The sequence below is a fragment of the Bradyrhizobium sp. AZCC 1721 genome (assembly GCF_036924715.1).
GTDB lineage: Bacteria > Pseudomonadota > Alphaproteobacteria > Rhizobiales > Xanthobacteraceae > Bradyrhizobium.
Window position 1 is genome coordinate 5,616,123 of the sequence record NZ_JAZHSB010000001.1, and the last position, 23,030, is coordinate 5,639,152.

A 23,030-nucleotide genomic window follows, 5' to 3' on the forward strand; every position below is an offset into this window, starting at 1 on the left:
TCACTCCGCAGGTTCCGGCACCGTGTCCTGCGACGCCGCCGATGCCGTCTCCGGCACGAGCAGGCCGCAGATCTCATCGAGCAAGCCGGCATCTTTGAGGATCGTGAAGTGGTTGTCTCCGACAACGCCGCGGTCAACGGCATCAGGCAGTTGCGTCTCCAGCCGATCGCGCTGCGTCAGGCGGCCCGACGTCCACCAGCACAATGGCTTGACCGCAAGACGGCGCGGCGGCGCGGCATTCTGCGTCAGGGACTTGAGGTGCCGGCCGACTGCGAAGGCTGCTGACAGGTCGTCGACACCAAGCAGTGTGTCGTCCGTCGATGCTCCCTCCCCCAATATCTGTGCGACCAGACGCCGGACGCTCTCGGATGTCTCCGGCATGCCTGCGGCCTCCGCTTCCTCTACATGCGAGCTGATACGAACGGCCGCGGCGTGCGGAAGAACGGCCGACAGCAATCCCGCGAGATCATCGGTCCAGTGGGCTGCCGTTTCTTGCCGATCTGATCCGCCGTGCTGCCGCAGCACAAAGCTGTCAACCATCAGGAGACAATCGACGCGTTCACCGCACCGTTCGAGCTCGGCTGCAACAAGCGTGACGAGAAGGCCTCCGAGCGACCAGCCGATCAAACTATAGGGACCGTTTGGCTGAACCTGCCTGATCTCGCTCGCATAGTCCGCCGCCATCGCTTCGAGCGACCGATCGCTCCACGAACTGTCGACCAGCATCCTGGACTGCAGCCCGATCACCTGCCGGCGTCCTTCGAGGCGGCGCGCCAGCGGCCCATAATCGAAAACAGTGCCGAAGCCGCCGTGTACAGAGAATACCGGATGCGCGCCATCAACCGCGGCATTCAGCGGCAGCAGCGCTGTCGGCGGCGGCGCAGCGGCGGGCTCCGGGGAAGCGTTATCCGCGAGCAGCGCGCGGATCGTCGGCTTCTGCAGGAGATCGCGCAGCTTGATCTCGATGCCAAACGTCTTGTCCTGCCGCAGCCGGGCCACGACCTTCAGGCTGAGAATCGAATTGCCGCCGAGCTCGAAGAAATTATCGGTGACGCCGACCTGCGGCAGCTTGAGGATGTCGGCCCACAGCCGCGCCATCGCGGTTTCGGCCGGCCCTTGCGGAGCCACGAAGCTTCGCCCAGCCGAGTCGGGGGCCGGCAGCGCGCGCCGGTCAACCTTGCCGCTCGACAATACCGGCAGCCGCTCAAGCACCATGATCCGTGCCGGCACCATATAAACAGGCAAGGTCTGCTTCAGGAACGAGGTCAATCTGTCGACCAGAGCCTCGGCATCATCTCCCGCTGCGTTCTTTGCCGCCTTCGGCGCGACATAGGCAACGAGTTGGTTTCCGGCTGCGCCCGCTAGCGCCACTACGGCGGCCTGTTCGATCTCCTCGTGACGAAGCAGGGAAGTCTGGATCTCGCCAAGCTCGATCCGGAAGCCGTTGACCTTGACCTGATCGTCGCTGCGGCCGAGATATTCGACGGTACCGTCCTCGCGCCAGCGCGCGAGGTCACCGGTCCGGTATAGCCGCCCGCCTGGCACCGCAGAGAATGGATCGGGCACGAAACGCTCGGCAGTCATGCCGGCCTTGCCGTAATAGCCGCGCGCCAGTCCGAAGCCGCCCAGATAGAGCTCGCCGGCGACACCGGCGGGAATGATATTGAGCGAACTATCGAGGATATACCCGCGGCGGTCGCCGACCGGCACCCCTATCGGCGCATACGGCGTCTCGCATTCGGATGCGCCATCGACCTTCCAGACCAGTGGCGTAATGACGGTCTCGGTCGGGCCGTAGCCATTGATCAGAATCCGGGGCTTCAGAACGCGCCTGACCTTGTCGAAGCCAGCTTTCGGCATCGCCTCGCCACCGAATGAGTAGAGCTTGACCGGCGGCGGATTGCCCACCTGCTCGACCGCCTCCGCGACCTGCTGCAGATAGGCCGGCGGCAATCCGATATGGCTGACACGATGCGCGTGCAGGTTCTCAACCGTTTGCTCCGGCGTCCACAATTCGGCGTCCCGCATCAAGAGACGCGCGCCATGCGACAAGACCGTCAGCCAGCGTTCATGGGCACCATCGAAGGCAAGCGACAGGAAGTGCAACTCGCACGAGCTCTCGTCGATCTCGTAAAGCCGGCCCGTGACATGACAGTGCATCGCGAGCGGCCCATGGGCGACGGCGACGCCTTTTGGTGTTCCCGTCGAACCGGACGTGTAGATCAGATAAGCGAGATTCTCGGGATGCAGCTCCGGTTGCGGCGCATGCTCCGGGCCGGCATCGAAATTGAACGTCGCAAGGGAGACTCTCTCGACACCCTCGATGCCTTCCCGGACATCGAGCTGTCCCGTCAGCAGGAACGAGATCCCGGCATCGCGCATGACAAAGGCGCGCCGCTCGGCCGGAATCTCCGGATCGAGCGGAACGTAGGCCCCGCCCGCCTTCAGTACGGCCAGCAGCGCGACCATCGTAGCCTCGGTTCGCTCGACCACGACGCCAACGCGCTGCTCAGGCTTCAACCCGCGGCCGATCAGGTGATGGGCAAGACGGTTGGCCCTGGTATCGATCGCCCCGAACGAGAGCGTTCTGCCGCCGATGGTAAGCGCTGTCCGTTCCGGATGACGCCGCGCGTGGGCGCTGATCGACTCGTGAACCAGCGGCAATGCGGCCGCCGACGTCGCGTGGCGATTGCAGTTTTCGGCGAGCGCGGCGTCGACCGCCGTGACCGGATCGATACTGCCGAGCAACGCCGACCCGTCGCACGTCAGCACTTCAAGCAGACGCTCGAACTGCGCCTTGATCTGCCCCGCCTGTGCCGCGGTGAAATGGCTCGGCATAGAGGTGTACTCGACCTGAAGCGTGTCCTCGACGAGCACCGACAGGTCCATCGGATAGTTCGTCACGTCGACATTCCTGAGGCCGCCGAACTGCAGCGAGCCGTCGCCCCGGTGCATGCTGCGCTCGATCGGATAGTTTTCGAACACGATGATGCTGTCGAACATCGCCTGACCGGCGCGGCCGGCCCAGCTCTGGATATCGTACAGCGGCGTATGCTCATAATCCCGGATCGCCGAATTGCGATCCTGAAACGCGCGCAGCCATTCTCCGACCGTGCTCGCGGACGGCGGCGTTTCGATCACGGGCAGCGTGTTGATAAAGAGCCCGAGCATCTGCTGCGATCCGTCGAGACTAGCCGGGCGGCCGGCAACCGTAACGCCAAACGTCACGGTCTGCTGGCCGGTATAGCGTTGCAGCAGCAACGCCCAGATGCCTTGAACGACGGTATTGAGCGTGATCCGCTCACGGCGCGCGAATGCTTTCAGCTCCGCGGTCGCCGTCTCTCCGAGCCGCGTGTAGCAGCGCTCGTGGCCGGATGCCTGGTGACGGCGGGCGCCGAAAGCGTCCGCCAGTTGCGTCGGCTCGTCGAAGCTCTTGAGCTGTTCGCGCCAGAAACGTTCGGCAGCCTTGGCGTCCTGCGCCAACAGCCAGGCGATATAGTCGCGGTAACGCATCGGGTTTGCTGCGGGAAAGCCGCCATAATAGCATTCCAGCACTTCCCCGACGAACCTTGCCGAACTCCATCCGTCCATCAGGATGTGATGATAGGTCCAGATCAGCCGATAGAGGTCGTCCTTGAGGCGCAGCAGCCGCACGCGCTGCAGCGGCGGCGTCGAGAGATCGAACTCGGCGGCGCGTTCGCCGGCAAGCGCCGCCGCAATCCGGTCCTCATTGATGGCTTGTCCGCGCCAGTCCTCCTGTTCGAACGGCGCGACGGCGTCGCGATAGACGGCTTGCAGCGGAGATCCGGCAAGCTCGCGCCACAGGAAGCCGGTCCGAAGCATCTGATGGCGAGCGGTCACCTCGCGCCATGCTCTCCCGAGGCGCTCCGCATCAAGTCCGCGGATTTCAACACTGACCTGGTTGACGTAAACGCCGCTGCCGGCATCGCGCAGGCTGTGGAATAGCATGCCCTGCTGCATCGGCGACAGCGGGTAGATGTCCTCGATGCGGCTCCAGTCCAGATCGAGCCGATCGAGCTGTTCACTGGTCAAACCCGACAGTGAGCCGCGCGCTGATGCCGGAGTGTCATTGTTCGGGCTGACGTCGCGGGACAACGCGGCCAATGCTTCGATCGTCTGGTGCCGGAAGACATCGCGCGGCTCGATCGATACGCCTTCGCGGCGCGCGCGGCTCACCATCTGCAGCGAGATGATCGAGTCGCCACCGAGCTCAAAGAAGTTGTCGGTGACGCCGATATTGGGCTGGCGCAGCAGATCGACCCAGATCGCGGCCAGCGCCGCTTCGGCTGGCGTACGCGGCGCGACGCGCTCGGTTGATGTCGCGAGCTGGTCCGGCGCGGGCAGCGCCTTGCGGTCGATCTTGCCGTTCGGCGTCAGCGGCAGCCGGTCCAGCACCACGATCCGTGCCGGCACCATATAATCCGGCAGCAGCGACGACAGCGCGGTCTTGAGAGCTGTCCCGTCCAGCGACGTTTCACCGCTGACATAGCCGACGAGCTGGCGGGCAGCGCCGAGCTCGCGCGCCACCACCACCGCCGATCGCACGCCAGCCTGCGCCAACAGCCGCGCCTCGATCTCGCCGAGCTCGATCCGAAAACCGCGGATCTTCACCTGGTGGTCGGCGCGGCCGATATATTCGATCACGCCATCGGCGCGCCACCGCGCCACGTCGCCGGTGCGGTAGAGCCGCGCGCCTGGCGGGCCAAACGGATCGGGGATGAAGCGCTCCGCGGTCAGTGCGCCGCGCCGCCAGTAGCCGCGCGCCAGGCCCGCGCCGCCGATATAGAGCTCGCCCGCGACGCCAACCGGCGCGAGGTTGAGGTCGTTGTCGAGGATATGCAGCGTGGTGTTGCCGATCGGGCCGCCCAGCACCGGACGATCGTCCTTGGCATCGAGGCGATGGCGGGCCGACCACACCGTGGTCTCGGTCGGGCCGTACAGGTTCCAGACTTCGCCGGCCTGCGCCACCAGCCGCCGCGCCAGATCCGGCGGCAAGGCCTCGCCGCCGCACAGCACGCGGCAGCTTGGGGGCAGTGATGGGCCGTCATGATCAAGCAGCATCCGCCAGGTCGAGGGCGTCGCCTGGATCATCGTGACGCCGTGCTTCGCCACTATCGCCTTGAGGCGCGAGGGATCATGCGCGGCGGCGCGATCGGCCAGCACCACGCATGCCCCGAGCGTCAGCGGCAGCCACAGTTCCAGCACCGCGATGTCGAACGACAGCGAGGTCAGGCCAAGCACACGATCTTCGCGCGTAAGGCCCGGCCGCTCCGCCATGGTTGCCAAAAAGTTCGTCACGGCGTCATGGCGGACCATCACGCCCTTGGGCAGGCCGGTCGAGCCCGAGGTGTAGATCACATAAGCGAGGTTCTCGGGATGGACGGCGACGCCGAGATTCGCCGCATCACCGCTCTCGCCACCTCCGTGCTGCTGCTCGTCGAGCAACCACGCCTCGGCATCGGTCTCCTCCAGCACCGGAGCGAACTGTTCCAACAGCATCCGCTGCGTCAGCACCAGCGCCGCGCCGCTGTCGCGCATCATGTGCGCCAGCCGCTCTGCCGGATAGTCCGGATCGAGCGGCAGATAGGCCCCGCCCGCCTTCAATACCGCGAGCAGCGCGACCATGATCTCGACGCCGCGCTCCAGCGCCAGCCCCACCACCGCGTCGGTTCCGACGCCGCGATCACGCAGCCGCCACGCCAGCCGATTGGCGCGCACGTTCAACGCGCGATAACTCAGCTCCTTATCGCCAAACACCAGCGCAACAGCGTCCGGAGATTGACCGACCTGCGCCTCGAACTGCTCGACAATTCCCCGGCGCGGCTCATCGCGGCGCGTGTCGTTCGTCCGGGAGAGTAGCGCATCATCAGCCGGATCGCTGGCCGCGATCATGCCGACGGGCCGATCGGCATCGATACTCAACGCGTCCATCAACTGCACAAAAGTGCACTGCAGCCGCGCGATCTGCGCCTCATCAAAATGCCTGCGCTGATAGTTGAAGACCAGCCGCAGCCGGTCATCGAGGCCGATGCTGGCGAACAGCGGATAATTGCTGGTCTCGACGATCCTGGTCTCGCCGACACGGATCTGTCCATCTTTCCCCATCAGCGCGTGGTCGACCGGGTAATTCTCAAACACCAGGATGCTGTCGAACAGCGGCCGCCCAGGACGTCCCGCCAGGCGCTGAATCTCGTAGAGCGGCGTCCAGCCGTATTCGCGCAAGGTCAGATTGCGATCCTGCAAGTGACGCAGCCATGCGCCGACTTTCTGCTGCGGACCGACATCGTCGATAACAGGCAAGGTGTTGATGAACAGGCCCACCATGTCCTCTGCGCCGGCCAATTCCGGCGGCCTGCCTGATACGGTGACGCCGAAGCAAACCGTTCCCTGCCCCGTATATTGCCGTAGCAGTTGCGCCCAAGCCGCTTGCACGAGCGTGTTCAGCGTCACACGCTCGCGCGCAGCAAATTGCTGCAGACGTTCAGTCGCCGCAACATCCAGCTCCAGCGTGAGCATGCCGTGACCGGGCGACTCCGCATCTGCATGTTCGGTCGGACCACCTGCCAGGAAGCTCGGTTCTTCCAGCTTTGCCATGGCATTGCGCCAGAACGCCGCCGATGCATCGCCGTCCCGGCTCTGCAGCCAACCGATGTAGTCGCGATAGCGACGCTGCAATGCAGGCAGCCGGCCGTCGCCATTGTGCTGCATCACCTCGGCGATCAGCCGCGCCGAGCTCCATCCGTCGAGAAGGATGTGATGGTGCGTCCAGATCAGCCAATGACGATTTTCTCCGAGCCGGATCAACCGCACCCGCTGCAGGGGCGGCTTCGACAGGTCGAACCCTTCGACCCGTTCACGCAGCGAAACTTCGCCCAGCGCAGCCTCCAACTGGGACGGCTCGGACGCCGCGGCTCGCGCGCGCCAGTCCTCCTCGACGAACGGCACCTCAGCCCGACGATAGACGATCTGTTGCGGCGAGCCTGCCAGGTCGCGCCAGACGAAGCCCGTTCTCAGCACCGCATGGCGATCGCTGACCGCCTGCCAGGCGCGATGGAGCTTTCCGGCATCGAGGCCGCGCACTTCCGCAGCGACCTGATTGACGTAAAGCCCACTCTCGCCGTCGTGCATGGCATGGAACAGCATGCCCTGCTGCATCGGCGACAACGGATAGATGTCCTCGATCTCTCGCCAATCCAACTCCAGCCTGTCGAGATCGGCCTGGCCAAGTCCTGACAGTGCCACGTCCGACGGCGTCACGCCGCAGGCGCCGCTGGTGCAGTGATCGACCAGTTCGCGCAGCGCCGCTTCGTACAGCCCAGCCAGTCGCTCGATCGTCTCGCGCCGATAGCGCTTGCGACCGAAGCCGAACGAAAGCCGCAACTGGCCTTCGCGCACGGTGCCGTTCACGCTGAGCCAGCGCCGCAACGGGCTCGATGCGTCACGCGAGGGGCCCGCGCTCTCCGATGCCATGGCGAACAATGCCGCGTCTTCAACGCCGCCGTCGATCTGGCCGAGATAGTTGAAGGCAAGCTTCGGCTCGGCAATGTCAGCCAGCGCCGCGCGCTGCTCTTCGGAGCCGAGATAGCGCAATACGCCATAACCGAGTCCCCGGCCGGGAATGCCGCGAAGTTCCTCCTTCACGGTCTTGATGAGTGACGAGGGGTCCTGTGACCCGCCAGCCAGCCGCACGGGAAACGCGGTGGTGAACCAGCCGACGGTGCGCGAGATATCGAGATCGCCGAACAGGTCCTCGCGGCCGTGGCCTTCCAGCTCGACCAGCACATCGTCCTGTCCGCTCCATTGCCAGACAGCGCGTGCAAGGCCGGCGAGAAGAAGATCGTTGATCTGCGTACGATAGGCGGCCGGCGCGTCCATCAGCAGGCGCTGCGTCAATTCCCGCTCGAACGTGAGCAAGACTTCATCGGCATCGGCGACATAGTCGGTGCCGCCATGGTCGTCATCGCAGGGAATATCCGCATCCGCACGGCGATCGATCCAATAAGACAATTCAGTCGCCAGTTCGGGCGATGCTGCATAATCTTGCAGCCGCTTGCCCCACACGGCATAGGGGTGGCTCTTCGGCGGAAGCGCAACCGCCGCGTCGCCGTTCACTAGCTGCGCATAGGCGGCGGCGACGTCTTCCAGCAGAATCCGCCACGACACGCCGTCGACCACCAGATGATGGATCACGATCAGAAAACGCTGAGTGCCATCGGCGACGTCGATCCCGACCGCCCGCAGCAGCGGTCCCCTCGATATCGAAAGGCTTGCCTGCACTGATGCCGCCAACGCCGTCACGGCTTCCCCGTCGGCCGCGCTTCGTATCCAAAGTAAATCGCCGGCGGCGGGCGCGGCACCATGCGCCGCGCGCCACGTTCCTTCGGTTTCCTCGAAGCGAAGCCGCAGCGCGTCATGATGGTCGATCACGGCTGCCATCGCGCGCCGCATCATTTCCCAATCCAGACGATCCCTCGGCCGCAGCAGCACGGCCTGGTTCCAGTGATCGCGCTCTCCGGCGTCCTCTGCAAAGAACCGCGCCTGGATCGGCAGCAATGTGTGCGGGCCAATGACCTGCCCCTGATCGGCGAGCGCCTCGCTGCGCTGCTCGGCACGTGCGGCGAGCGCCAGCGCTTCGAGCGTCTGATGCTGAAACACATCGCGCGGTTCGATCAGGTAACCGGCGCGGCGGGCCCGGCTCACCATCTGCAGCGAGATGATCGAATCGCCGCCGAGCTCGAAGAAATTGTCGGCAAGGCCCACAGCAGGACGGCCGAGCAGTTCGGTCCAGATCGCCGCGAGCGCCAGTTCGGCCGGCGTATGCGGTGCCTCGTACTGCGCAACCGTGGACGCGGCGTCGAGCGCCGGGAGTGCGTGCCGGTCGATCTTGCCGTTCGGCGCCAGCGGCAGCCGCTCCAGCACTGCGATCCGCGACGGCATCATGTAATCAGGCAGAACGGCCGACAGCGCCGTCCGCAAGACCTGTTCCTCCAGTTCACTCGCGCCGCTGACGTATCCGACGAGCTGGCGGCCTAATCCGACCTCGCGCGCCACCATCACCGCGGCGCGGACACCAGGCTGCTCGAGCAGCCGTGCCTCGATCTCTCCGAGCTCGATGCGGAATCCGCGGATCTTGATCTGGTGATCGGACCGCCCGATATACTCGATCGCGCCGTCGGCGCGCCAACGCGCCAAATCACCCGTTCGATATAGCCGCGCGCCAGGGCGGCCGAAGGGATCGGGAAGGAAGCGTTCCGCCGTCAGCGCCCGGCGTCGCCAGTAGCCCCGCGCCAGCCCTGCTCCACCAATGAACAATTCACCGGTCACGCCGGCCGGCACCATGTTCAGGTCGGTATCGAGGATACGTGTGACCGTACCCGGGATCGGCCGTCCGATCGGCACCCGCGCCGCGCCATCGTCACGACAGTTCCAGTACGTGGCATTGATCAGGGCTTCGGTCGGACCGTAGCGATTATCGAAACGCACATTGGGAAACGCTGCGAGCACACGCGCCTTCAACTCCGCCGACAAGGCTTCGCCGCCGGCAAATAGCCGCCTCAAGCTGACGCAGCGTTTCGCTTCGGGCTCGGCAGCAAAATGCTCGAGCATCTGCGGCACGAAATGCAACGTCGTCACGTCGTGAGCGACGATGGCATCGACCAGCAGCCGCGGCTCCCGATGCGCTCCCGTCGCTGCGATCGCAAGCCGTGCGCCGGTCGCGAGCGGCCACAGGATCTCCCAGACCGAGACGTCGAAGCTGAACGGCGTTTTCTGCAGCAAGGTCTCGCCGGCATCGAGGCGATACTCCGCCTGCATCCAGCCAAGCCGCGCGGCCAGCGCACCGTGCGAGCAGGCCACGCCCTTGGGCAAGCCGGTCGATCCTGACGTGTACATCACATAGGCCAGGCCGTCCGGATGCAGCGTCACGTCGAGATTGCGGACCGGCTCTCCTGCCCAAGTCTCCCTTTCTCTTTCTATAGCCCAGGCTTCAACGGACACGTTCGCAATTACGGGCGCGAGACGATCCAGCAGCCGGCCTTGCGTCAGCACCAGCGCAGCTCCGCTGTCGCGCAGCATATGCAGAAGACGGTCCGGCGGATAATCGGGATCGAGCGGCAGATAGGCTCCGCCGGCTTTCAGCACGGCGAGAACACCGACGATCAGCTCGACGCTGCGCTCCAGTGCGAGCCCGACCAACCGGTCGCGGCCGATGCCATGGCCTTGCAACCGTCGCGCCAGACGATTGGCGCGAGCGTTCAGCTCCTCATAGCTGACCTGCTGGTCGCCAAATACCAACGCAATCGCGGATGGCGAAGCAGCCGCCCGAGCCTCGATCTGAGCAACGATACTGTCGCCAACATTCGGCGCCTTGGCAAAGCCACCGCTCCAGCCGAGCACCTTCCGCGTCTCATCGGCATCGAGCCCGCTGAGTTCACCCAGCGGTCGGGAAGCATCCGCGACGATCTCGGCAAGGAGCCGCGACAGCGTGAGCTGCAGATATCTGACCTGGCCTTCATCGAACCGGGCTCGGTCGTAGCGGAAGCCGAGATTGACCCCGTCGGTCTTGGCGAACACCGCCACCGTCAGCGCATAGTTGGTAATCGAGACCTGCTCGACCCGCCCGAAGCGGCGACCGCTTTCGTTCTCGCCGCGCAAGGCCTGGTCGATCGGATAGTTCTCGAACACCAGGATATTGTCGAACAGCGGCCGACCGGATCGTCCGGCGAGGCGCTGGATCTCGTAGAGCGGCATCCAGCCGTGATCGCGCAGCTCGATGTTGCGTTCCTGCAGGTCCCGCAGCCATGCACCAACATCGGTTTGCGGATTTGCCCGATCCACAACCGGCAGGGTGTTGATGAACAGGCCCACCATGTCCTCGGACCCGCCGATCTCTGCCGGCCTGCCCGATACCGTCGCACCGAAGCAGACCACGCGCTGACCGGTATGACGGCGCAACAATTGCGCCCATGCGCCCTGCAACAGGGTGTTCAGCGTGACGCGCTCGCGCCTTGCAAATGCGTGCAGCTTTGCCGTCAGATCGGCAGTGAGAAGCAGGTCGAGCGAACCATGGCCGGACGCGCCGGTGGATGCAGGTCCTCCCAGCGTATCCACCAGGAAACTCGGCTCATCCAGTTCCGCCAATGCCGTGCGCCAGAACGTCCCGGACACGTCGCGGTCCTGCCGTTGCAGCCAGGCGATGTAGTCGCGGTAGCGGCCCTGCACGGCAGGTAAACGATGGCCGCGTTCATGTTGCAGTATCTCGGCCACCAGCCGCGCCGAACTCCAGCCGTCCAGCAGGATATGATGATGCGTCCAGATCAGCCAGTGACGGCTTTCGTCAAGCCGGATCAGGCGCACGCGCTGCAACGGCGCCTGCGACAGGTCGAATCCCCTAGCGCGCTCGGCCTGCGACGCCTTCGCCAGCGCCGCATCGAGTTCGCCGCAGTCCATGGCTGCGGCCTGCTCGCGCCAGTCTTCTTCCACGAATGGCAGCGTCACATGGCGATATACCACCTGCTGTGCCGCGCCTGACAGCTCGCGCCAGGCAAAGCCGGTTCGCAGCACCGCATGACGCGCGCCCACCTCGTGCCAGGCTGCACGCAACCTGCCGGCATCGAGACCTCGCACTTCGAGACCTACCTGGTTGACGTAATTGCCACTTTCTCCGTCGCGCAGCGCATGGAAAAGCATGCCCTGCTGCATCGGCGACAGCGGATAGATGTCTTCGATATCGCGGCAATCGATCGTCGCGCCCAGGAGATCGAGATCGGCTTGCCTCAAATTCGACAATGCGAAGTCCGACGGCGTGATGCCGCGGGCGCCACTTGTGCAATGGTCGACGAGTTCTCTCAGCGCCGCGGCATAATGCTCTGCGAGGCGTTCGATCGTGGCTCGCCGGTAACGCCTGCGGCCGTAGCTGAACGACAGCCGTAGCTGGCCTTCCCGCACCTGGCCGTTGATGCTCAGCCAGCGGCCAAGCGGCGCGCTGTCGCTGCGCGACGGCCCGGCGCTCTCAGGAGCGATCCTGAACGGTGTGCCCTCACCCACGCTGGAATCGAACTGGCCGAGATAGTTAAAAACGATGCGCGGCTCGGGCAGCGCGGCAAGCGCATGGCGCTGCGCCTCGGTGCCGAGATAGCGCAATATGCCGAAGCCCAACCCGCGGGCGGGAATCGCCCGAAGCTCTTCTTTAACGGATTTGATCAGGGAAGCATCATCGCCGGAGCCGCCCGGCAAGCGCACCGGGAAAGCGGTGGTGAACCAGCCGACCGTGCGGGAAATATCCACCCCAGAGAAGATGTCCTCGCGGCCGTGCCCTTCGAGTTCGACGACAACGTCCTCAATTCCGCTCCAGCGCGATACCGCCCGCGCCAATGCCGCCAGCAGCAGATCGCTGACCTGGGTCCGGTAGGCGGACGGCGCTTCCTTGAGCAGCCGCGTCGTTAGCCCGGCATCGAATGCCAGCAGGATTTCCTCGCCCTCAGCAACCCGGTCGACACCATCATGATCGTCGTCGCACGGCAGATCGACGCGCGATCCCCGTTCGAGCCAATAGGGCAATTCGGCAGACAGCTCATCTGTGCCGCTATGTGCCTGCAAGCGCACGCCCCAGGATGCATAGGACCGGCTCCTCGCCAGCGCGATCGACGCTGCGCCTTGCTGAAACTGCCCGTAGGCCGCAGCAAAGTCTTCGAGCAGCACGCGCCATGATACGCCGTCGATGACGAGATGGTGCACGACGATAAGAAGCCGCTGGCTGCCGTCGGCGAGATCCATGCCGACGACGCGCAACAGCGGACCTGCCAGCGACAGGCTCGCCTGGGCGGCGGAAGCGGCGGCCGTTACCTCGGCTGCATCGCGGATGCCGCTCCGGATCCACAACAACTCCGAAGCTGCCGGCGCGGCGCCATAGGTTGCGCGCCAAGCGCCATCGACTTCCTTGAAGCTAAGACGCAGGGCGTCGTGACGCGCGATAACAGCGGCGACCGCGCGCTCAACGCTCGCCCAATCCAGCCGCGCCTTCGGCATCAACAGGACGGCCTGATTCCAGTGATGACGCTCGCCGGCATCCTCGCTGAAGAATCGCACCTGGATCGGCAACAGCAGATGTTCGCTGCCCTCGAGGTCTCTCTCGGGAGCCGCCGCTTCCACCGACCGCTCAATGCGCGCGGCCCGCGCCAGCTCCTGCAAGGTCTGGTGCCGGAAAACGTCACGCGGTTCGATCACGAGGCCCGCCTGCCGGGCGCGGCCGACCAGTTGCAGCGAGATGATGGAATCGCCGCCGAGTTCGAAGAAATTGTCGTCAACGCCAATGAGCGGCTGACCAAGCAGCTCGGCCCAGATCGCGGCAAGCGTCGCCTCGGTCGCGGTGCGCGGCGCGACATGTGCGGCCGTTGCAGAGGGCATCTCGGGCGCCGGCAGCGCTCCGCGGTCCACCTTGCCGTGCGCGGTGAGCGGCAGCCGCTCAAGCTTCACGATACGGCCCGGCACCATGTAATCGGGCAGTTCGTCTGAAAGTGCCGCGCGCATTGCCGCTTCATCGAACGTGCCCTCGCCGGCGACATAGCCGACCAGTTGGCTGGTTACGCCGGCTTCGCGGGCAACGACCACCGCCGATCGCACGCCCGGCTGGCGCATCAGCCACGCCTCGATCTCGCCGAGCTCGATCCGGAAGCCGCGGATTTTCACCTGGTGATCGGAGCGCCCGACATACTCGATCACGCCATCGGGGCGCCATCTCGCCAAATCGCCGGTGCGATACAGCCGCGCGCCCGGCGCACCAAAGGGATCGGGGATGAATCTCTCGGCCGTCAGTCCGGCGCGCCGCCAATAACCTCGCGCCAGTCCCTCGCCGCCAATGAACAATTCGCCGGTTACGCCAACCGGCACGATGTTCAGGTCCCCATCCAGAATATAAGCCGAGCGGCGTCCCACGGGACGGCCGATGGGCGCATAGTTGCCCTCGATCTCTTCGCTGGCATCGACCTTCCAGACCAGCGGCGTCACGACGGTTTCAGTCGGGCCGTAGCCGTTGATCAATGTCCGCGGCTTGAGCGCGCGCTTGACCTTGTCGAAGCCTGCCTTCGGCATGGCCTCGCCGCCGAACGAGTAAAGCCCGACCGGCGGCGGATCGCCGCGCCACGCCGCAAAGTCGGCGAGCTGCTGCAAATAGGCCGGCGGAAAGCCCGCATTGGTAACGCGCTGCTCGCGCAGAACGTCCAGCGTCTGTTCGGCCGACCAAAGGTTCTCGTCGCGCATCACGAGCGCCGCGCCGCAAGTCAGCGCGGTCCAGAGCCGCTCATGGGCGCCGTCGAACGTAAAGGACAGGAAGTGCAATTCGCGCGAATGCCGGTCCATGTGGTAGAGTCCGGCGGTCACCTCGCAATGCATCGCAAAGGGCCCATGCTCGACGGCTACTCCCTTCGGGATGCCGGTGGAGCCCGAGGTGTAGATCACATAGGCAAGGCTTGTTGCTTCGACGGCAATGCCGGGATCGCTCTGCGGCTCTTGGCCGAGATCGTTCGCGTCGAGCGGGACCGCCGTGATCGCTGACGGAAGCGCAGTGAGTGCCGAGCCTTCCAAATCAACCAGCACGAAGCGCGCGCCGGCGTCGTGCATGGTTCCGACCTGTCGTTTTGCCGGATGCTCGGGATCGAGCGGCAGATAGGCCGCGCCGGTCTTCAATATAGCCAGCAAGGCTGCAACGAGCGATGGCGAGCGCCGCGCCGAGATGCCGACCAGATCGGCAGGACTGACGCCCAGGCGGATCAGACGATGTGCGAGCCGATTGGCGCGACGGTCAAGCTCGGCATAGGAGATCACATCGTCGCCAAAGATGAGCGCCGGCGCGTCAGGCGTTTCCGTGGCCAGCCGCGCGACCGTTTGGTGCACCGGCGTAAACGGCGCGCCCATCCCGGCACCCCCGCAGTTCCACTCGCGCAGCGTGGCCACTTCCTGCGCGGAAAGCAGTGCCATGCCGGCGACCGACTGCGCGCCGTCCTCAACCATCGTGTTCAGGATCGTGATCCAATGCGACGCAAGGCGTTCGATCGTCGCCGGCTCGAACAGCGCGGTCGCATAGGTAAAGATCGCGCGGATTTCCCCTGCTGGTCCCTCTTCGCTGTCGAGCGCCAGGTCGAACTTGACCGTGTCGACTTCGGCGTCGATCTTCTCGATCTGCAGACCGGTACGGTCGGGCGGATTGTCCGACACGCGCCGACGCTGATGATTGTAGAGCACCTGAAAGAGTGGGTTCTGGCTCAGGCTGCGCTTGGGTTGCAGGATTTCCAGCAACCGCTCGAACGGAAGGTCCTGGTTCTCCTGGGCTTCGATCGTGGCCGAATGAACGGATGCGATGAAGTCAGCGATCGTCGCGCGACCATCGAGCTGCGTGCGTAGCACCTGGGTGTTGACGAACAGCCCGATCACGCCGTGCGTCTCGTCGCGGTGGCGATTGGCGACCGGCACGCCGACGCTGATGTCGGACTGGCCGGTGTAGCGATAGAGCAGCAGTTTGAAGCTCGCCAGCAGGACGACGAACAGCGTGGTCTGATGCCGGCGCGCCACCGCGCGCAAGCCCTCGGCGAGCGCCGGATCGAGCGCCATGCGGAGCGCGGCGCCGGCGAGATCGAGAACCGCCGGCCGCGCCCGATCGATTGGAAGCTGCAGCGCCGCCGGATCCTTTAAGCGCGCCGTCCAGTAATTGACCTGGCGCTCGCCATCGACGGCGCTCATCCAGAGCCGCTGCCAACAGGCATAGTCGGCATATTCAATATCAGGCTCCGGCAAGACCGGCGCCTCGCCGCCTGCGAATGCCGCGTATAAGCGCCAGAACTCGTCGACCAGCACGCCCATCGACCAGCCATCGGCCACGATGTGATGCAGGCTGACGACAAGGAGATGGTCGTCTTGTTCCAGCCTCAGCAGCGCGGCGCGCATCAGCGGGCCGGCTTCGAGATCGAACGGCAGCGATCCTTCCTGCCGCGCCAGCAGATACGCCTGTTGCTCGCTGTCATCGCCATCGAGCGCTACATGCCGCAACGCGAACGGTTGCGGGTCGAGCACGACCTGCTCGGCTTCCTTGCCCTGCTGCCGGAACACCGTACGAAGCGCGCTGTGACGGGCGACCAGCGCATCGAAGGCCTGCTGCAGGGCGTGCCGCTGGAGCTGCCCTCGCACCCGTACCGTCGCCGATATGTTGTAGGCGGCGCTATCCGGATCCATCCGCCACAAGAACCAGAGGCGCGATTGCGCAAAGGAAAGCGGTGCCCGCGTTTTCTCCTGACGCGCAATCGGCAGCATGGCGAGATTGACGCCCTTCGCCGCGAGCTGCGTCAGGAACGCTTGTTGCTTGCTGGCATCAAGGCGCATCAAGCGTCGTGAGATGTCACGAAGCTGCTGCTTCTGCGTGGCGGCGATATCACTCATCGGAAAGTTCGACTTCCTTCAACATGTCGAGCATCGCGGCGATGTCGTCGCTGCGCTTGTCGACCTGAATCTCCGGGGCAAGCGCAGCAGCCATCGTCTCGATGGTCGTCATTTCAAACAGGCGGTTCAGCGGCAGGTCGTGACCGAGATCGCGCTTGATGCGGCTGACGAGCTGGACGGCGGTGAGAGAGTCGCCGCCGAGCTCGAAGAAATTGTCGGTGACGCCGACATTGGGCTGGCGCAGCAGATCGGCCCAGATCGCGGCGAGCGCCACTTCGGCCGGCGTGCGCGGTGCCACGCGCTCGGTTGATGTCGCGAGCTGGTCCGGGGCGGGCAGCGCCTTGCGGTCGATCTTGCCGTTCGGCGTCAGCGGCAGCCGGTCCAGCACCACGATCCGCGCCGGCACCATGTAGTCCGGCAGCAGCGACGACAGCGCGGTCTTGAGAGCTGTCCCGTCCAGCGACATTTCACCGCTGACATAGCCAACGAGCTGGCGGGCAGCGCCGACCTCGCGCGCCACCACCACCGCCGACCGCACGCCAGCCTGCGCCAACAGCCGCGCCTCGATCTCGCCGAGCTCGATCCGAAAACCGCGGATCTTCACCTGGTGGTCGGCGCGGCCGATATATTCGATCACGCCGTCGGCGCGCCACCGCGCCACGTCGCCGGTGCGGTAGAGCCGCGCGCCTGGCGGGCCGAACGGATCGGGGATGAAGCGCTCCGCGGTCAGCGCGCCGCGCTGCCAGTAGCCGCGCGCCAGGCCCGCGCCGCCGATATAGAGCTCGCCCGCAACGCCAACCGGCGCCAGGTTGAGGTCGTTGTCGAGGATATGCAACGTGGTGTTGCCGATCGGGCCGCCCAGCACCGGACGATCGTCCTTGGCATCGAGGCGGTGGCGGGCCGACCACACCGTGGTCTCGGTCGGGCCGTACAGGTTCCAGACCTCGCCGGCCTGCGCCACCAGCCGCCGCGCCAGGTCCGGCGGCAAGGCCTCGCCGCCGCACAGCACGCGGCAACTCGCGGGTAGCAGTTGGCCATCGTCATGATCGAGCAGCATCCGCCAGGTTGACGGCGTCGCCTGGATCATGGTGACGCCGTGCGTCACCACTATCGCCTTGAGCCGCGACGGATCATGCGCAGCCGCGCGATCCGCCAGCACCACGCATGCTCCGCGCGTGAGCGGCAGCCACAGTTCCAGCACCGCGATGTCGAACGACAGTGAGGTCAGGCCGAGCACGCGATCCTCGCGCGTAAGGCCCGGCCGATCCGCCATCGTCGCCAGAAAGTTTGTCACCGCATCATGGCGGACCATCACGCCCTTGGGCAGGCCGGTCGAGCCCGAGGTGTAGATCACATAAGCCAGGCTTTCGGGGTGGACCACGACATCAAGATTGCCGCCGTCACCGCCCTCGCCATCTTCGTGCTGCTTCTCGTCGAGCAGCCACGCCTCGGCGCCGGTCTCCTCCAGCACCGGCGCAAACTGATCCAGCAGCGCCCGTTGCGTCAGCACCAGCGCCGCACCGCTGTCGCGCAGCATGTGCGCCAGCCGCTCCGCCGGATAGTCCGGATCGAGCGGCAGATAGGCCCCGCCCGCCTTCAATACCGCGAGCAGCGCGACCATGATCTCGACGCCGCGCTCCAGCGCCAGCCCCACCACCGCGTCGGTTCCGACGCCGCGATCACGCAGCCGCCGCGCCAGCCGATTGGCGCGCACGTTCAACGCGCGATAACTCAGCTCCTTATCGCCAAACACCAGGGCAACAGCGTCCGGAGATTGATCGACCTGCGCCTCGAACTGTTCGATAAACGAGCGGTCCCGTGGATATTGTGCCTGCGTCCGATTCCACGTCTCCAGCAAAAGCTGACGCTCTTCGTCAGGCAGAACATCCAGTTGCCGCACCGGAGAGCGAGGCGCGCGCTCCAGCACCTCCGCCATCTGATCGAGCGCCTGCTGCATCAAGGCGCAGATGCGATCGGCCGAGAGCGGATGGACGACTTGAGCGGTCAAGCCGAGCGCCTGACCATAATCCTCGACCGCCATCATCAAGGGATAGTTCGTACGCTCTTCGCCGCCGAGCCACTCGATGCCCTTCAGGCCTGCGCCGCCCTGCCCCGTGGACGAAGCCTCCGGCATGGCGTTGTGCCGGTAATTCAGGATCGAACTGAACAGGGACGCGGGCGCGGCGACACCGCTGCATCGCTGCGCGAGCGCCAGCGAGGCATGTTCATGTGCCATCAGCTCGGCCAACCTTGCGTGAGCATGACGAACGCTGTCTTCAACCGCGCTGTCATCGAGATCAAGCCGCAGCGGCAATGTATTGATGAACAGCCCCATGGTGCGGTCGCCGCCGGCGCCCGCATGCATTCGGCCGAACAGAACCGTGCCGAACACGACGTGCTCACGCGCGCTGCTTCGCGCCACTACCTGACCCCATGCGAGATGGCAGAGGCTGGCAAGGCTAACCCCCAGCCGCCGTGCCAGAGCGCGGAGCCGTGCATTGAGCTGCTCCGGAAGCGTTCGCCGCGTTTCCGCCACGCCGCCACCGTCGCCATGCACGCGATCCAGCCCAAACGGCGTGGTCGGCTCATCGATATCAGACAGCATGCTTCGGAAGAAGCGCTCGTGCTCCGCAATAGCTGCCGATCCACGCGACTGCGCCACCAGATTCCGGAACGGATAGGGAGCCGGAAGCTCATGACCGCGTCCGGACAATATTTGCTGCACTTCCTCGTGCATCACTTCCAGAGTGGAGTGATCGCCGATCATATGATGCAGCAACACCAAAAGCAGCCAGCGCTCCTCGCCGGGATCGCGCGCGACCGCAAATCGCAACAGCGGCGCCTTGCCAAGATCGATCCGATGGCGGCGCGGATCGAAACGCCGCGCAAGCTGCTCATGCGCCGGGCTCTCGCGGTCCAGCACGACCTCGGTGATGACTACAGAAGCTCGCCGCCAAACCACCTGCGCCGGAGCTGATAGCCCCTCCCATGCAATGGACGTGCGGAGAATATCGTGCCGGTCGATGACCTGCTGAACGGCGGCGAGATAACGGTCGATCAGGTCGCGGCTTGCGAACGCCATCTGGCCGACCAGCAGATACGGGTCGCCCTGCTTCGACAGCAGATGGTGAAACAGGATGCCATCCTGTAGCGGTGACAGGCCGTAGATATCCTGGATGTTGGCGATGCCGCCGGGCACGTTGGCCACGATGCTGTCGATGTCGGATTGCTTCAACGCGATCAACGGCAGCAGCTCAGGCGTAATCGCCGTCGTCTGCGGCGTGATCAGATTGGCCGGAACAGCCGCGCCGACGCCGCCATTGAGGCTGGCGGCGAAATCGGCGAGCACGGGATTGGCGAACAGCGCGCGCACATCGGCGCTCAGCGAATGCCGCTGCAAGCGTTCCAGCATGCGGACCGCAAGCAGCGAGTGGCCGCCCAGTTCAAAGAAGTGATCGTTGCGTCCGATACGATCGACGCCGAGCAGCTCGGTCCAGATCCTTGCGACGACCTCCTCGGTCTCCCCTTGCGGCGGCTCGAAACTGCGCCTTGCAAAGGCATCATCCTCCGGCGCGGGCAGCGCCCTGCGATCGACCTTGCCGTTCGGCGTCAGCGGCAGTGTGTCCAGGCGCACGAACGCCGACGGCACCATGTAGTCCGGCAAGCGCTCACGGAGGTGATTGCGCATCGCAGCCGCAAATTCACCGGCATCACGCTTCACGCCGTCGTCCTTCGTGGCCACATAGGCGACCAGCCGGGGGTCACCGCTGCGATCCTGAAGCGCCAGCACCACCGCGTCGGTCACGCCGGTGTGCTCATTAAGGCGAAACTCGATCTCGCCCAATTCAATGCGGAAGCCGCGGATTTTTACCTGATGATCGTTGCGGCCGAGGAACGCGATGTTGCCGTCCGGCAGGTAACGTCCGAGATCGCCGCTGCGATACATTCGCGCGCCAGTAACGCTACTGAAGGGATCGCGCACGAAACGTTCCGCCGTCAGGTCGGCGCGATTGAGATAGCCGCGAGCGACCCCTGCCCCGCCGATATAGATTTCGCCGGTCGCCCCGAGCGGAACGGGCGCAGCGAACCTGTCCAGCAGATAGATTCGCGTATTGGGAAGCGGACGACCGATTGGGACGACATCGCCATCAAACCCCGCCGGCCGCAGCCAACTGGTAGCGCAGACCGTTGTTTCCGTCGGCCCGTAGCCATTGAAGACGGCAACGCCAGGCGGCAGATCCTTGATCAATTCCACCTTGGGCAATTCGCCGGCGACGACGAGCACCTGCAGCGACGCCAGCCTGTCGAGATCATCCCCGCCCCTGCAGCATGGCCGGCGGCAAGGTCGCGTGCGTAATGGCGTTGTCCGAGAGAAAATCGAGCAGTTCCGACGTATTGCGGTGCTGTCGCGGACCGACGAGAAACAGCTCGGCCCCCGAGCACAGGGCCATGACAATTTCCCAGGTGCTGGCGTCGAAGCTGAACGAGGCAAACTGCACGATGCGGCTGCGCTGGGAAACGTCAGACAGCGCTCGCTGTGCCAGCGCCAGATTTACCAGGCCGCGATGCTCGACCATCACCCCCTTTGGCCGGCCGGTAGAGCCGGACGTGTAGATGATGTAGGCGAGATGCCGCGATGTAAGTCCCGTGACACGGTCGCCTGGATCTGATGCCGCCAGACTGGCGACGGTGGATGCGCTCGCCTCCAGATCGACAACCTTGCACGCCGCATCCGCGAAGATTGCGCGTCCGGCATCGTCAACGATCAACAATCCCGGGCTTGCATCCTCCACGATCTGCCGCAGCCGCTCCGCAGGATAGGCCGGATCCAGCGGCAGATAGGCGCCGCCCGCCTTCAGCACGGCCAGCAGGCTGACGACCATGGCGATGCCGCGCTCCAGGCAGATCGCGACCGGCTGATCTGGACCGACGCCCAAAGCGATCAGGTGCCGCGCGAGCCGATTGGCCTTCGCATCAAGCTCGCCATAGCTCAGACGAACGTCCTCGTGAACCAGCGCTGTGGCTTCGGGGGCGGTTCGGACTTGCTCTGCGAACAGTTCGTGGATGCAGCGCTCCGATGGGAACGGCGCAGCAGTTTCGTTCCATGTATCCAGAACGAGCTTGCGTTCCTCTTGGCCGACAATATCGATTTGATCGACGATTTGATCCGCGTCGATGACCATGGCCCGCAGCAAGACGAGCAGATAGTCCCGGTAACGCTTGATCGTCGCTTCGCCGAACAGTGCCGTTGCATAGTTCAAGGCACCGACGATGCGGCCGTCCACTTCGCCCAGATTGAGCTCGAGATCGAACTTGACCTGCTGCAGCGGGATATCGGCTATCTCGGCCTTGAGGCCTGGTAGCTCAACGATTGCCGCCTCGTTGTTCTGCCAGGCGAACACGACCTGAAAGACCGGCGTATGCTCTAGCCGCCGCGGCGGCTGAATGATCTCGACGAGTTGCTCGAACGGCAGATCCTGATGATCCTGAGCTTCGAGCGCCGCAGCGCGCACGCGGCTGAGCAACTCCGCCACATCAGGCTCTCCCGATAAATCGACGCGGAGCGCCAGCATGTTGACGAAGAAGCCGACCAGGCCCTCGATTTCGCGCCTGTTGCGGTTTGCCGTCGGCGTGCCGATCACGAGATCGGTCTGCCCGGAAAGTTTTGACAACACCGCCGCCCAGGCCGCCAGCACCGTCATGAATGCCGTCGCGCGGTGCGACTGGCTGAATATCCTGATGCGATGCGCAAGCTCGGCGTCGATCTCGATCGGCAATGACGCGCCGGCGAGAGACCTGACCGGCGGGCGGGGCCGGTCTGTCGGCAATTCGAGCACCGCGGCAGCGCCCGCGAGCGCCTGCCGCCAATAGTCGACCTGCCGCTGCAACCGCTCGCCCGTCAGCCACTGCCGTTGCCAGGCAGCGTAGTCCGGATACTGAATTGCCAGCGGCAGCAACGGATCATGTTGGCCCGCCGTGAAGGCTCGGTAAAGCGCGCCCAGTTCGCGCACGAGCACGCCCATCGACCAGCCGTCAGATATGATGTGATGCTGGGTGAGCAGGAACAGATACTTCTTCTCCGCTGTCCGTATCAGGCGTCCGCGGATCAATGGTCCTGCGGCGAGATCAAACGGCGTAGCGACCTCCTCGCGGCACAAGCGCGCGAGTTCCTGTTCGGCATTCAGGCTTTGCCGCAAATCATGTTCGAGCACCGGCAGGTGCTCATCGGCCGACAGCGATTCAACGCAAGGCTTTCCTTCGACCACGCGGAAGACACTGCGCAGCGCTTCGTGACGCGCAAACAACCGGTCAAGGCTGCGACGCCATGCATCGACGTCGAGATCACCCGCGAGGCGCAAAGCGCCGCGAATGTGATAGTTGGCGTTGGCGCCATCGACCTGCGCCAGCAACCAAAGCCGCTGCTGTGCAAAAGACAATTCCAGCGGCTCGCCGCGCGGCACCGCCGGAATCGAGGAGATTGCATTCTTGCCGGCAGTTCGACCGCGGTCTCTCGCCAGCGACAGGAGCTTTTTCACCTGTGCGGAATCCAGATCACGCAAACTTGGCATTGATGGTTCAGCCAT

1 protein-coding gene and 1 pseudogene are annotated in these 23,030 nt (G+C 65.0%); both read right to left on the reverse strand.

Annotation, left to right across the window (positions count from 1 at the left end):
• Positions 1–16,446, reverse strand: a complete 16,446-nt coding sequence (locus V1273_RS26965) for a non-ribosomal peptide synthase/polyketide synthase (RefSeq protein ID WP_334411465.1) — start codon at positions 16,444–16,446, stop codon at positions 1–3.
• A pseudogene (locus tag V1273_RS26970) lies at positions 16,439–23,030 on the reverse strand (amino acid adenylation domain-containing protein). Before V1273_RS26970 ends, V1273_RS26965 begins: the two are co-directional and overlap by 8 nt.

Bases quoted from the DNA above. Each gene is read 5' to 3' on its own strand.
- V1273_RS26965 (WP_334411465.1), bottom strand. From the start codon at position 16,446: ATGAGTGATATCGCCGCCACGCAGAAGCAGCAGCTTCGTGACATCTCA.